The following is a 13,891-nucleotide window of genomic DNA, read 5'->3' as shown; positions in this document are numbered from 1 at the left end:
TAAGGCAAATAATCTGTTCTGCTCTTCAATTGAACGAGCAATGTAAGCAGGTGCCGGATGGCACCTGCTTACTCAATATGTGCACTTAGAGAGTTTTCAATACTGGGCTTTAAGATTTTTTGCCAGTTATTTGCGCAAGAGCAGCCATGCTGTGTGCGTAATCAGGTTCTTGCGCCAGAGCTGGAACCAACTGCTGATAGGCTAAATTCCCTTTAGCATCAATAATTAATACGGCGCGAGCCAGAATGCCCATATCTTTAATTAGTAAGCCGTAATTACTGCCAAAATCGCGCCAGACAGCGTCGGATAACACCAGTAACTGATCAACTTTTTCCTGAGCACAGTAGCGTTTTTGCGCAAATGGCAAATCGGTAGAGATGGTCATCATCACCACATCGTCCGACACTTTACTGACTTCCTGATTAAATCTTTTGGTTTGTAGCGAGCAAATGCCAGTGTCGACGCTGGGTACTACACTGATCAATATAGTTTTGCCTTTAAAGTCACTTAATCTGATGGTTTTAAATTTCTCGTCTACCACCTGAAAATCTGGCGCCTGTTGTTGTAACTGCACCTGATGACCTTGCAATTCCACAGCCTTGTTACCGGCTTTTACTTCAGATAAACGGCTTGGCAACTGTGCATTTAAATCGACGGCCCAGGTAGCAGGGCTTAGGATTAAACTAAAAACGATGGTTTTTATCAGATTTGACGACATTCACATGTCTCCCAGATTGTTAATACGGTTGAAAGTGAAAAAAACAGTAGGTGTTGTTTATTTTTTGTCAGATACTACACAGGGTTAGCGCAGAGCCATCTTTCTGACTACACTGGAAAATAACAATACGTGAAGTGAGCCGTAAATGGTAGCAGCAGTTTTGATATGTGACGATTCCAACCTTGCCCGCAAGCAAATGGCGCGGGCTTTACCTGCAGAGTGGCAGCAAAATATCCAATTTGCTGGTCATGGTGGGGAAGCGTTGGATATTTTGCAGCGCCAGTCGATAGACTTACTTTTCCTCGATTTAAATATGCCTATATTGGATGGATATCAGGTACTTGCTGCTATTCAGCAACAACAGCTGTCCGTCAAAACTATAGTGGTGTCCGGTGATATTCAGCCTGAAGCCCGTGAGCGGGTTTTATCTTACGGCGCTTTAGACTTTATAAAAAAACCCGTCGACCAAAATAAGCTAAATCATGTGTTGGGTTTGGTTGAACAAAAAACTATTCAGCAGCAAGAGCAAGCCAAAACTGAACCCAAGGTCGCAGCAGTAAAAAATACCGGATCTTTTGTACTTTCTAACGATTTACGTGATGTATTTCAGGAGTTGAGTAATGTGGCCATGGGCCAGGCCGGTGATCTGCTGGCGCGTCTGCTGAAGGTGTTTGTCAAACTACCTATTCCAAATGTAAACGTCATTGAAGTCAGTGAACTGCATATGGCCATTGCTTCTGTAGAGCAAAAAGAAAACACCTCAGCAGTCTGCCAGGGCTTTATTGGCGGTGGTGTCGCTGGTGAGGCACTTTTGATACTCAATGACTCTAGTTTTGTTGATATAGCCCGGCTGATGCAATACGACGGTGAGCTGACTACTAAAGTGGAGCTGGAGCTATTAATGGACATCGCCAATATTCTGATTGGCGCTGTATTAAAAGGACTGGCCGAACAAATTGATATGACCTTTAGTCAGGGCCATCCTGTGGTATTAGGGCAGCATGCGCCTGTCAGTGAACTGATTAAAGCCAATGCCAGACGTTGGCGCCGTACTTTAGCGATAGAAATCAGCTACGGTATTGAAAACTATAATATCAGCTGCGATTTATTACTGTTGTTTACCGAAGATAGTATTAAAACGCTGAATTATAAAGTCGAATTCCTGCTGGAAGATTAAATGTCACAAAGCAACGTAGAAGTATCCGAAATTCACTGGTTGATGGACATGTTCCAGACGGTTGACGTCGGTCTGGTGGTGTTGTCCGCTGATTACCGCATTCAGGTGTGGAACGGTTTTATGGAGAACCACAGCGGTCTGACGCCTCGTCAGGTTCGCGACAGATACCTGTTTGATTTATTCTCCGAAATTGATGAAGACTGGCTCAGACGCAAATGCGATCCAGTGATTTTATTGAAGAACCGTGCCTTCACCATCTGGGAACAGCGGCCTTATATTTTCAAATTCCGTAACTATCGGCCCATTACAGGCTCAGCGGAATATATGTATCAAAATAGCACCATATTCCCGCTGACCGATACTATGGGGAAAGTCACCCATCTTTGTCTGATTATTTATGATGTCACTGATGTGGCGGTGAGTCGTATAGAGCTCGAGTCGATGAACGGGCAGTTACGTACTTTGTCCAAAACCGACTTTCTGACCAGTTTAAATAACAGAGGTTTCTGGGAAGAGGCACTGATAAAAGAGTACAAGCGTATTCAGCGTAGTGGTCATCACAGTACCTTGTTGATGTGCGACATCGACCATTTTAAGCGGGTGAACGATACCTATGGTCATTCCGCTGGTGATGCGGTGATCCAACAGGTTGCTGCTGCTGTGAAAAAAAATCTGCGCAGTACCGATGTGGCTGGCCGTTATGGCGGAGAAGAATTTGCTGTCTTACTGCTGGATACTACAGTCGACCAAGCGATGTTTTTTGCTGAGCGTTTACGCAAAAATGTAGAAGCTATGGCGGTCGAATACAATCAGCAAGTGCTGCGGGTCACCGTTAGTATTGGTGTCGCTGAATACCATGAAGATATGGGTGAATATCGTGACTGGCTGGAAGCAGCGGATAAGGCTTTGTATCAATCGAAAGCCGCTGGGCGTAATCGCATTACGAAAGCCAGCGGATCAGAGCCACTCTGATCTAACACCACATGGCTTCGCGTGTTTTCTGGCCCTTGGAGCTGCTTTTTGTAGTTTAAGCTGGATCGGGAGTTTCACTGGCATCTTGATATGAGGAGCAGAGCCAAGGCTCTGATCCCGTATTACAGCGGACAACTGCCTAAAAGTTTTACGCTACCATCCTCGTTGAGTTGCTCCAGTTGCACATTAAAGCCCCATAACCGGTGCACATGCTTTAGTACCTGCTGGAAATTATCAGCCAGCGGGATCCGCTGATTCGGAACAAATCTCAAGGTTAAACTGCGATCGCCGGTAATATCGGCGCTGTACACCTGGATATTGGGTTCAATAGTACTTAGGTTGTATTGTGCGGATAAGGTTTGACGGATCTGTTGATAGCCTTCTGCATTGTGAATAGCAGAGACCTCCAAAGTACTCTCTCGATCATCGTCTGTGATGGCAAATAAGTGGAAATCACGGATCACTTTGGGTGATAAGTACTGACTGATAAAACTCTCATCTTTAAAGTTTTGCATCGCAAAATGCAACGTCTCCAGCCAGTCCGAGCCTGCGATATCCGGAAACCATTCTTTGTCTTCTGCGGTTGGGTGTTCGCAAATGCGGCGCAAGTCGGTAAACATGGCAAAGCCCAGAGCGTAAGGATTAATGCCTGAGTAATATTTACTGTGGTATTCAGGCTGAAATACCACATTGGTGTGGTTATGCAGCACTTCCAGAATAAACTTGTCTGTAACTAAGTTCTCCTGATACAGATGCTGCAATATGGTGTAATGCCAGAAGGTAGCCCAGCCTTCATTCATCACTTGGGTTTGTTTTTGTGGGTAAAAATACTGCGAAATTTTGCGTACTATACGCACTATTTCACGTTGCCAGGGTTTGAGCAGCGGCGCATTTTTTTCAATAAAATACAAAATGTTTTCCTGAGGTTCAGATGGAAAACGGTACTCATGCTCTGCCGATAAATCGTCTTTGTTCGGGATAGTTTTCCACAGCTGATTCACCTGAGATTGCAGATAAGCTTCACGGTCTTTCTGACGTTTTTGCTCTTCATCCATCGAAATTTTTTGTGGTCTTTTGTATCTGTCTACGCCGTAATTCATCAGCGCATGACAAGAATCCAGCATATCTTCCACTTCACTGATACCGTATTTCTCTTCACAGTGACTTAAGTACTGCTTGGCGAACACCAGGTAATCGATAATGGATGACGCATCCGTCCAGGTACGAAATAAGTAGTTGTTTTTAAAAAAAGAGTTGTGACCGTAACAGGCATGCGCCATCACCAGCGCCTGCATCGTCATGGTGTTTTCTTCCATCAGATAGGCAATACAAGGATTGGAGTTAATCACAATCTCATACGCAAGCCCCATAAAGCCACGTTTGTAGTTTTGTTCGGTTTGAATAAATTTTTTGCCGTACGACCAATGGTTATAACCAATGGGCATGCCAACACTGGAATAGGCATCCATCATTTGTTCGGCTGTAATGACTTCAATCTGGTTGGGGTAGGTGTCCAGTTTGTATAGTTTGGCGACCCGTTCAATTTCTGCCTGATACTGGCCTAATAATTCAAAGCTCCAGTCCGGGCCGTCGGATAAAGGTTGTTTTTGTGTGGCAGAAGACATAAGCAACTCCCTGAAGTCAGTAGCTAAGCGGCCTGTTTTTTGAAAAGTTCGCGAAATACAGGATAAATGTCTGCGACTTGCCGTATCGGCTGAATGGCAAAGTTATCAAAACTCTGCTGCAATTTTTCATACTCAAGCCACAAGCTCTGATGCGGCCGTGGGGTAATTTCGATATAGGCGTAATAGCGCACAAAAGGCAATATTTGCTGCGCTAATAAATCGGCACATTGCGGGCTGTCATCTGCCCAGTTATCGCCGTCTGAGGCCTGAGCAGCGTAGATATTCCATTCGGCCGGGTCATATCTGTCTTTGACTATATCTTCCATCATCTTTAGCGCACTGGAGACTATAGTGCCGCCTGTTTCTTGTGAGTAAAAAAACTCTTGCTCGTCGACTTCTTTGGCCTGGGTATGGTGGCGGATATACACCACTTCGACATTTTTATAGCTGCGGCTTAAAAACATATAAAGTAGGATATAAAAACGTTTGGCCATGTCCTTGGTCGCCTGATCCATAGAGCCGGATACATCCATCAGGCAAAACATCACCGCCTTACTGGTAGGTTCAGGCCGTTTCTGGAAATTACGAAAGCGTAAATCAAAGCTGTCGATAAAAGGCACTGCATCTATTCGTTTTTCAAGCAGCGCTATCTGTTCGCGTAGTGCCATCAACTGATGCTGGTCAGGCACAGGCTCTGCTTCGACTAAGGCTAATTTGGCCTCCAGTTCATGCAGTTCACGTTTTTTACCAGCAGTCATAGCCACGCGGCGCGCGAGTGAGCCTTGTAAGGACCGCACTATATCAATATTGGTAGGTACGCCTTCAGAGCGAAAACCAGCCCGCACATTTTTGTATTGCACCAGCTTATCCAGCTGATTTTTTTTCAGATTGGGCAGTTCTAAATCTTCAAATAACAAATCCAGATATTCATCTTTGGAGATTGAGAACACAAATTCGTCTTCGCCTTCGCCATCTGTGCTGGCATCGCCCTGGCCTGAACCAGCCCCTTGTCCGCTTTGAGGCCGTTTGATTTTATCGCCAGGGCTGAATTGGTCATTACCAGGATGCACCCGCTCTCTGTGGCCGCCCTGGCCTTGATGGAAAAAAGGTTCGGTAATGTCTTTGCCGGGAATAGAGACTTTTTCACCGTTGTTGATATCAGTGACACTGCGTTTGCTGATGGCATCGGACACAGCTTGTTTAATTTGCTGCTTGTAGCGGCGAATAAAGCGCTGTCGGTTGACAGCACTTTTGTTTTTGCCATTTAAGCGTCGGTCAATAAAATGCGCCATACAACCTCCGGGGCTTTGACCTTACTGTGATTTGCGAACCCGTAAATACCACTCGCTTAGTAAGCGCACTTGTTTACGGGTGTAGCCTTTCTCCATCATCCGGTCGACAAAATCATCATGTTTTTTCTGATCGTCGGTGGAGGTTTTGGCATTAAACGAAATCACAGGCAACAGCTCTTCTGTGCTGGAGAACATCTTTTTCTCTATCACAGTGCGAAGTTTTTCATAGCTGGTCCAGGTAGGATTTTTGCCATTATTTTTGGCTTTAGCCCGCAAAACAAAATTGACGATTTCATTGCGGAAATCTTTGGGATTGCTGATGCCCGCAGGCTTTTCAATTTTCTCCAGTTCAGCATTCAGCGCCGCTCTGTCAAACAGCTGACCGGTTTCCGGATCACGGTATTCCTGATCCTGGATCCAGAAGTCGGCATAAATGACATAACGGTCAAAAATATTCTGGCCATATTCAGAGTAAGACTCTAAATAAGCGGTTTGAATCTCTTTGCCGATAAACTCGATGTATTTGGGAATTAAATAGCCTTTTAAATACTCCAGATAACGCTCAGCCACATCGGACGGGAATTGCTCCCGCTCTATTTGCTGCTCCAGCACATAAAACAAATGCACAGGGTTAGCGGCCACTTCGGTCGAGTCAAAGTTAAAGACCCGGGATAGAATTTTAAAGGCAAAACGGGTGGATAAACCCGACATGCCTTCGTCCACACCAGCGTAATCGCGGTACTCCTGATAAGACTTCGCTTTGGGGTCTGTGTCTTTTAAGCTTTCGCCATCATAGACCCGCATTTTAGAATACAGGCTGGAATTTTCCGGCGCTTTTAACCGTGATAACACCGCAAATTGCGCCAGCGAGGTTAAAGTCGCAGGAGAGCAAGGTGCGACTTTTAACTCACTGTGTTCCAGCAGTTTTTCGTAAATTTTGACTTCTTCAGACACCCGCAGGCAATAAGGCACTTTGACAATATACACCCTGTCTAAAAAGGCCTCGTTGTTTTTGTTGTTGCGAAAGGTTTGCCATTCCGACTCGTTGCTGTGTGCCAGAATAATGCCTTCAAAGGGCAGGGCGGCAAGGCCTTCAGTACCGTTGTAATTGCCTTCCTGGGTTGCAGTTAACAGAGGATGCAGCACTTTAATTGGTGCTTTAAACATCTCAACAAACTCCATCAGGCCCTGATTGGCACGGCATAAAGCGCCTGAATAGCTGTAGGCGTCCGGATCGTTTTGGGCAAAGTGCTCCAACTGACGGATATCGACTTTACCTACCAAGGACGCGATGTCCTGATTGTTTTCATCACCAGGCTCAGTTTTAGCAATACAGATCTGATCCAGAATCGAAGGGTATTTTTTTACCACTTTAAACTGGCTGATATCGCCGTTGAATTCATGCAGGCGTTTACTGGCCCATGGCGACATAATGGTTTTCAAGTAACGTTTGGGAATGCCGTATTCCTGCTCCAGAATAGTGCCATCTTCATTGACGTCAAACAGACACAAAGGGCTGTCGTACACCGGTGAGCCTTTGATGTAAAAGACAGGAACCTGCTGCATCAGCGATTTTAACTTTTCGGCCAAAGATGATTTACCACCACCTACAGGGCCTAGCAGATACAAAATTTGTTTGCGCTCTTCCAAGCCCTGAGCTGAGTGCTTCAGGTAGGAGACTATTTGTTCTATCGCATCTTCCATGCCATAAAACTCGGCAAAAGCCGGATAACGAGCTATCACTCTGTTGGAAAATAATCGGCTTAGTTTGGGATCTTGGGCTGTATCAATCAGCTCAGGCTGACCTATGGCCATTAACAAGCGCTCGGCTGCGCTGGCATAGCAACTTTTATCTTTTTTACACAGCTCCAGATACTCCTGGATGCTGTATTCCTCTTCTTTAGCTGCTTCATATCTGGATTTGTAGTGCTCAAAAATGCCCATAGTGCACCTCCGAAACTGGTCTGTGGGAACTGAATACAAATAAAGCCACTGATGTAAGGTTAGACAGTAAAAAAGCGCTTCGCTCAACTAATTCACAGAAAAATATGAATTTTTTTTGTAGCGATGCGTGCACAGAACAGGTGGGAGCCCAGCGTAGAGCCTCTGGTTTTTAATTCGGAACAAAAAAGAAAGCCCGGCGAGCCGGGCTTGAGGATCTACAACAACTGAATATTAAGCTGCGAAGTTTTTCGCAGCAAATTCCCAGTTGATTAATGCCCAGAATGCATTCAGGTAGGTTGGACGTGCATTACGGAAATCGATGTAGTACGCATGTTCCCACAAATCCACCGTCATCAGAGGTGTTACTGAGCTATCAGTCAGTGGCGTGCCAGCGTTGCTGGTATTGACGATATCTAAAGAACCGTCTGCTTTTTTCACTAACCAGGTCCAGCTTGAACCAAAGTTATTGACTGCTTTGTCGTTGAAAGCAGTTTGGAATGCAGCGAAAGAGCCCCATTGTGCCGTGATAGCAGCAGCTAAAGCACCAGTTGGTTCACCGCCGCCATTTGGTGATAAGCAGTTCCAGTAAAAAGTGTGGTTCCAAATCTGAGCTGCATTGTTAAATACAGGACCTTGAGAAGTGCGGATGATGTCTTCTAGAGACTTACCAGCAAATTCAGTACCTTCAACCAGTGAATTTAATTTCACCACATAGGCATTATGGTGTTTGCCATGGTGATAATCCAGAGTTTCAGGAGAGATGTGAGGTAATAATGCGTCTTTTGCGAAAGGTAATGCTGGTAATTCGAAAGCCATTGTCGTTCTCCGTAGGCGTTGTTTATGGGGTCTGCATCGCGTAGACTACAAAACCCGACTAAATTACTCAAGTTTTAGTCGTAAATTTCACAATCAGAGTTTATTGCAATGCAGTAGTCTGCTTCCCATATTCTTGGGGCGTATTGCAAAATCTCAAGTGCGAAATGAGTAAACACAGCGTAAAATGAGACAAATTTTTAAACCCAGTAGTGCCAGAGGCTGAAGATGGAAACCATTGAGAAAATTAAACAACAGTTGGCTGATAATCCAATTATCATTTATATGAAAGGTTCGCCAAAATTACCGAGTTGCGGTTTTTCAGCTCAGGCGTCTCAAGCCCTGATTGCATGTGGTCAACCTTTTGCATTTGTCGACATTCTGCAAAACCCGGATATCCGTGCTGAATTACCAAAATATGCCAACTGGCCAACCTTCCCGCAGCTATGGGTTGAAGGAGAACTGATTGGAGGTTGTGACATTATTCTGGAAATGTTCCAGCGTGGTGAGTTGCAGCCGCTGATTAATGAAACGGCTGCTAAGTACAACAGCGAAAGCGCAGAATAATGTAGTGTTTGAAGCAAAAAGGCAGCGCAAGCTGCCTTTTGTGTTTCTAAAGAAGAGAGTGAATTAAGCCGGGTCGGATTCCGTGCTCTCTTCCTGTTCACAGTCATCCATTAGCATAGGTGGGGGCCAGCCGCCAAGTTGATGCCAACGATTGACTATGTAGCAGAATAATTCAGCGGTACGTTCTGTGTCATACAAAGCGCTGTGTGCTTCTTTGTTGTCAAAATCAATACCTGCTTGTTTACAAGCTTTTGCCAGAACGGTCTGACCTAAAGCCAGCGCAGATAAAGTCGTGGTATCAAAGGATACAAAAGCGTGAAAAGGCGAGCGTTTTAATTTAATTCGATCAATGGCTGCATTTAAAAAACTTTGATCAAAAGCTGCGTTATGAGCCACCACTACAGCTCGTTGACAGTCGGCATCTTTTTGCGCTTTACGTACAGCCCGGCAAATTTCGGTCAGAGCTTCCCGCTCTGAAACTGCGCCACGAAGCGGGTTGTAGGGGTCTATGCCATTAAAAGCTAAGGAGCTGGCTTCCATATTTGCCCCCTCAAAAGGTTCAATATGAAAATGCAAGGTCTGGCTTGGAACAAGCATGCCTTTTTCGTCTATAGTCAACAAAGTTGCAGCGATTTCTAACAATGCATCTGTTTTTGCATTAAAGCCTGCGGTTTCGACGTCGATAACAACAGGGAAGTAGCCACGAAAACGTTGTGCTAACGGATGTAAAGCTTGAGTCATAAGACCTGTGTCCTGATAAGATAGGCAGGCATTATGCCAAATAATTTGCAAAGCGTCTTGTTTGAGTACCTTGTTTGTCCTGGTGGAAGTTGAAAAACAACAGGTGTTGAGATGAAAAAAGGGAAACCTATGCGATATAAGCTTTGGCTGGTACCAATTCTCCTGGCGGCTGCTCAGGCGCAGGCCGGGTTGCGTCAGTATTCAGCTACAGTCGACCAATCTACCTGGTCTTTGAAGCAAAACTCGCCTTTGGTGTGTGAACTCAGTCATCCAGTGCCGCGTTTTGGTGAAGCGTTTTTCCGAAGCACAGCCGGAAAAGAGCTGAACATGCAGTTTGAATTGAACATGCTACGTTTGCCTGATCATTATGCCTTGGCAGAAGTGCTGTCAGTTCCGCCGGTCTGGCGTCCGGGTGAGCAGGCTAAAGCTATAAGTAGCATGAAAATGTTGAAACAGTTTGACGGTGATTTAGGTAAAGCCGAGAGCTGGATCATGCTGACTGAGCTGGAGCAAGGTTATAGCCCAACCTTCTACTTCTCAGACTGGTATAGTCCTTATGACAAGGTGAGCGTGTCTTTAAATCCTGTACATTTTATTGAAGCCATGGACCAGTTTACTCAGTGTGTGAGTTCTTTATTGCCTTACACCTTTGATGATATCGCTTTTACTGTATTGACCTACGAATCAGGCGGCGATGAACTGACCAAAGCCTCGAAGAAGCGTTTGCAGCAAATTGCTGACTATTTAAAACATGATCAAAGTATCGAGAGTATTGATATTCAGGCCTACAGTGATTCCTTTGGTGGTCGTTGGATGAACGAGCAGTTGTCGATAAAACGCGCTGAAGCCATTAAAACCAAACTGGTCAGTTTTGGTCTGGAAGAAAATAGAATACGCACTGAAGGTTTGGGAGAAAAGCGTCACGTGGCTTCGAATGAAAGCTCTTTGGGCCGAGCCAAAAACCGCCGCGTTGTCATTCAAATGGAAAAGCCCTGATCTAGGGCTTTTGGATCAGTGGTTCTTCGATTACTTTAGGAAGCTTGTTGTAGTAACGGTCAAATTGTTTTAATACCGCAAGAATTTTATCACCTGTAAAAGGTTTGACAATAAAAGACGCTGCACCCGACGCTATGCTGGTTTTGACGTTTTCCAGTGTGCTGACTCCGCTGACCATTACGACAAAGCAGTCAGGTTTTAGTTCTTTAAAACGTTTTAGTAGCTCAAGACCTGAACCATCAGGCAGCTCAATATCCAAAAATACCAGCTCAGGTAGTTGCTGGCTAAAGGTGAGTAACGCCGTGGACGCATTGTGTGCCTGAAAATAACTGAAGGCTTTGTATCTCAGTTTTTCTTTTGAAAACAAAGCGGTAAGATTGTTACGCAGTAATTGCCTGTTGTATTCCAGGTCATCCACTAACAATATTTTTTGTTCCCGTACTTTTACTTTAGTTTGCATGCCTTGCACTGCTCCAGAAAATAGGTGGCGCGCTCTGTTCTTTGTTCTGCCGGGATTGTTTTCCATTCTTTTTGCAATTGATCGGCCAGTCGACCCAAAGGTGCTAAATCAAAGCTGGTAGCACTGCCTTTAAGTTGATGCACTATAGCCATAAAATCAATCCAATTTTGTTGTTCTGCGAGTGTAGTCAGTTGCTGTACTAACTGTTTTGCATGCGCCAGATAAGCCTCTTTCAGCTCTGTTGGCAGTTCTAATTCTATTGAAGGAATAGCCTTAAACTTTGCCAGTTGCTGCTGTACCTCTGGCCATTGCAGTGGTTTTTTCAGCACCAGATCAAAGCCTGTGGCTGGCACTTCTTCGGCTGACATGGCGATAATAGGTCTGTCATAGCCCAGCTGACGCAATAGCTGCATCGCACTGATCCCATCCATGACGGGCATCTGAATATCCATAAGGAGCAGATCAAACTGGTAACTTAAAGCCTGCTGCACTGCAAGATCACCATTTGCTACCCACAGGACCTGATAGCCCAGAATTTCAGCCTGTAACTGAAACAGCTGGGCCAGTAGTTCATCGTCTTCAGCAAAAAGTAAGTTCAACTATGTTATTCCGCTGTGCTGTGGGTAAGATAACGTTGTATATCAATGCTATCGAGCTGTTGTACCTTTAAAGGTAGTGGCTCCTTCGTAATGGCACAAGCCAAAACTTCGGCCAGTAAAGGCGCCCAGGTTAAGCCCCGCGCCCCTAAAGCGCCAAAACGCCAGAGTTGTTTTTGCTGACCAAGTACAGGCATATGATCTGGCACAGTGGCACGTAAACCTGCTTTGGCAGACATTACTTCAACATCCTCAAACCAGTCTGGTTGCCCCAATGTCTGATTAACTAGAGCAAGATTTTGTTGATTATCGGCTTCCAGCACTTCGCTGTGTCCACTGCTGCGATCAAAGGTAGCTCCAACGCAATGCAATTGCTGATGGGCTGGGGTGATGTAACCCTGATGGCAAACTACGGTTTTTAGTGGCGTCATCGTTTGGCTTTGCAGATGACTGACCTGGCCGCGAATTTTTCGAAGCGGGAAAGATTCCTGATAGTTCAGAGCATTTAATTCTGCGCCAGTGGCTAGTATCACTGTGGTTGCTTGCAAAGTTCCGGCAGATGTTTCCAGCTCACAATAGTGTTCGCGCTCTGTGATTTGTTGTACTTGGGTCCTGTAGATAATCTCTACGCCTTGGCTGCTAAGCCAATTAGCCATCTGCTGGCAATAGTCCTGAGGGCATAACCAGCCTGCGGTTGGGAAAAATAGTCCATCATAAGGTAAGGTCAAACCTGCTATTTCTGAAGCTTGTTCTTTGGTGAAACTGCTGAATAAACCGCTTGAAGCAAAAGCTTGCTGCAGGATTTTATGTTGGCGTTTAGCCAGATTATCGTTACAGGCCAAAGTTAATACACCGCACCACTGAGCGGCCACTGCTAATTTTTCCAGCCAACTGGCATAAAACTGTCTGGCATATAAAAAACTTTGACAGCTTAAAGACGACATCAAATCGTAAGTCGCATGCAGGTTAGGGTAGACCGCACCCTGACGGTTTTGGGATGCGCCCATACCAGCTTGTGCATCCGCACAGAGCAGTTGGACTTTTAATCCTTTTTGCCATAATGCAAAAGCCGCATTGATGCCAGCGACTCCAGCACCGATCACCGTGATTTGGCCTGGCAGCTCATAACAAAACTCGTCCGCTTGCTCTGCAGTTGCAATTAACATTTCGCGTTTTTGGCCATGGCCTTTGGTTTTTCTGGCAGAAAAACCTGCGTCATTTAAACCTCTGCGGACAAAACCTGCACAGGTAAAAGTAGAAGCGGTCGTGGTGCTATGGCTTAGTCTGAACATCTGATTAAATAAATTTTGTTGCCACATATCCGGGTTTTTACTGGGGGCAAAACCATCTAAAAACCAAGCATCTACTTTGTTTTGCGCCGGCACTTGGGGCAGTAATTCATTCACATCACCCAGCCATAAATCCAGTATTACTGAACCATCATCAAAGATCATGCGATGTGGGCCGGGTAAAGCAACAGGGTAACTTTCTATCAATAAGTTGGTAAGTTCAGCCAGTTGCGGCCAGGCCGCCAAGGCTTTGGTTAAGTCTGTTTTGCTAAAGGGGAATTTTTCAAAACTACTGAAATACAGCCGCTGACAAGTGGTTGATTGGGCTTTGTATTGCCGAAATCTCAGCCAGGTCAGCAGAAAGTTCAGACCTGTACCAAAGCCTGTTTCTGCGATATGAAAAAATGGGCGTGGATGGGTAGACCAGCGTTCAGGTAGCTGATTTTTATGCAAAAACACATAATCGGTTTCATCCAGACCGCCATTGTCAGAAAAATAAATATCGCCAAACAGCTCCGAGACCGGTGTGCCAGCATCGTTGTAGTGAACTTTAGCCTGTTGCAAGGAAATCAAACTCTATCGAAAAAGAATAAGGTATTGTAACTTAGCCGCAATATAAATAGATAATAGTGTACAGCTGTACGCTGAAAGCGGACCAGTTTCGACAAGAAACTCCGTACAATGTGGCGCAATTACTAAAA

General features: G+C 45.1%; 13 protein-coding genes. 4 read left to right on the top strand and 9 right to left on the bottom strand.

Annotation, left to right across the window (positions count from 1 at the left end; translation table 11 throughout):
• Positions 1-109: 109 nt before the first annotated feature.
• Positions 110-718, bottom strand: a complete 609-nt coding sequence (tpx, locus tag WH43_RS06210) for a thiol peroxidase (RefSeq protein WP_053423766.1) — start codon at positions 716-718, stop codon at positions 110-112.
• A gap of 145 nt (positions 719-863) precedes the next feature.
• Here tpx and WH43_RS06205 point away from each other — a divergent pair, with 145 nt between their 5' ends.
• Positions 864-1,895 carry a response regulator gene (locus tag WH43_RS06205; RefSeq protein WP_053423765.1) on the top strand — a complete coding sequence of 344 codons (1,032 nt, stop codon included), beginning with the start codon at positions 864-866 and terminating at the stop codon, positions 1,893-1,895.
• On the top strand, positions 1,896-2,867 hold the full coding sequence (locus WH43_RS06200; RefSeq protein WP_053423764.1) for a sensor domain-containing diguanylate cyclase: 972 nt from the start codon (positions 1,896-1,898) through the stop codon (positions 2,865-2,867).
• Positions 2,868-2,989: 122 nt separating this feature from the next.
• On the opposite strand, the gene WH43_RS06195 is transcribed toward WH43_RS06200, so the two are convergent.
• The 4 genes from WH43_RS06195 to WH43_RS06180 form a co-directional block, all read right to left on the bottom strand.
• On the bottom strand, positions 2,990-4,492 hold the full coding sequence (locus WH43_RS06195; RefSeq protein WP_286049521.1) for a SpoVR family protein: 1,503 nt from the start codon (positions 4,490-4,492) through the stop codon (positions 2,990-2,992).
• Positions 4,493-4,515: 23 nt separating this feature from the next.
• Positions 4,516-5,784, bottom strand: a complete 1,269-nt coding sequence (locus WH43_RS06190; protein ID WP_053423762.1) for a YeaH/YhbH family protein — start codon at positions 5,782-5,784, stop codon at positions 4,516-4,518.
• A 21-nt stretch (positions 5,785-5,805) separates the two neighbouring features.
• A complete protein-coding gene (locus tag WH43_RS06185) occupies positions 5,806-7,728 on the bottom strand; it encodes a PrkA family serine protein kinase (protein WP_053423761.1) in 1,923 nt (640 codons plus the stop codon).
• Positions 7,729-7,959: 231 nt separating this feature from the next.
• Entirely contained in the window at positions 7,960-8,544 is a 585-nt protein-coding gene (locus WH43_RS06180; protein WP_053423760.1) for a Fe-Mn family superoxide dismutase, read from the bottom strand.
• 225 nt (positions 8,545-8,769) lie between these two features.
• Here WH43_RS06180 and WH43_RS06175 point away from each other — a divergent pair, with 225 nt between their 5' ends.
• Positions 8,770-9,108: a Grx4 family monothiol glutaredoxin gene (locus WH43_RS06175; RefSeq protein WP_053423759.1), complete on the top strand. Its 339-nt coding sequence runs from the start codon at positions 8,770-8,772 to the stop codon at positions 9,106-9,108.
• Positions 9,109-9,171: 63 nt separating this feature from the next.
• Here WH43_RS06175 and rnt read toward each other — a convergent pair whose 3' ends face one another.
• Complete coding sequence (gene rnt, locus WH43_RS06170) at positions 9,172-9,849, bottom strand: ribonuclease T (RefSeq protein ID WP_053423758.1); 678 nt, start codon at positions 9,847-9,849, stop codon at positions 9,172-9,174.
• A 111-nt stretch (positions 9,850-9,960) separates the two neighbouring features.
• On the opposite strand from rnt, the gene WH43_RS06165 reads away from it, so the two are divergent.
• A complete protein-coding gene (locus tag WH43_RS06165) occupies positions 9,961-10,845 on the top strand; it encodes a flagellar protein MotY (protein ID WP_286049520.1) in 885 nt (294 codons plus the stop codon).
• Between the two features lies 1 nt (position 10,846).
• Here the strand turns inward: WH43_RS06165 and WH43_RS06160 are convergent, their stop codons facing one another.
• Genes WH43_RS06160 through mnmC form a run of 3 tightly spaced genes read right to left on the bottom strand, consistent with a single transcriptional unit; the run spans position 10,847 to position 13,754 of the window.
• Positions 10,847-11,305 (bottom strand): response regulator, encoded by a 459-nt coding sequence (locus WH43_RS06160; protein WP_053423757.1) that lies wholly within the window; start codon positions 11,303-11,305, stop codon positions 10,847-10,849.
• Positions 11,290-11,904, bottom strand: coding sequence for an Hpt domain-containing response regulator (locus WH43_RS06155; protein WP_053423756.1), 615 nt, complete (start codon positions 11,902-11,904; stop codon positions 11,290-11,292). Before WH43_RS06155 ends, WH43_RS06160 begins: the two co-directional genes overlap by 16 nt.
• Positions 11,905-11,909: 5 nt before the next feature.
• Positions 11,910-13,754 (bottom strand): bifunctional tRNA (5-methylaminomethyl-2-thiouridine)(34)-methyltransferase MnmC2/FAD-dependent 5-carboxymethylaminomethyl-2-thiouridine(34) oxidoreductase MnmC1, encoded by a 1,845-nt coding sequence (gene mnmC / locus WH43_RS06150; protein WP_286049518.1) that lies wholly within the window; start codon positions 13,752-13,754, stop codon positions 11,910-11,912.
• Between the last annotated feature and the right edge of the window lie 137 nt (positions 13,755-13,891).

The sequence above is a fragment of the Rheinheimera sp. KL1 genome, from assembly GCF_001275035.1.
Classification (GTDB): Bacteria; Pseudomonadota; Gammaproteobacteria; order Enterobacterales; family Alteromonadaceae; genus Pararheinheimera; species Pararheinheimera tangshanensis.
Note: the sequence above shows the minus strand (reverse complement) of the source record. Positions and strands in the feature narration are given on the sequence as shown.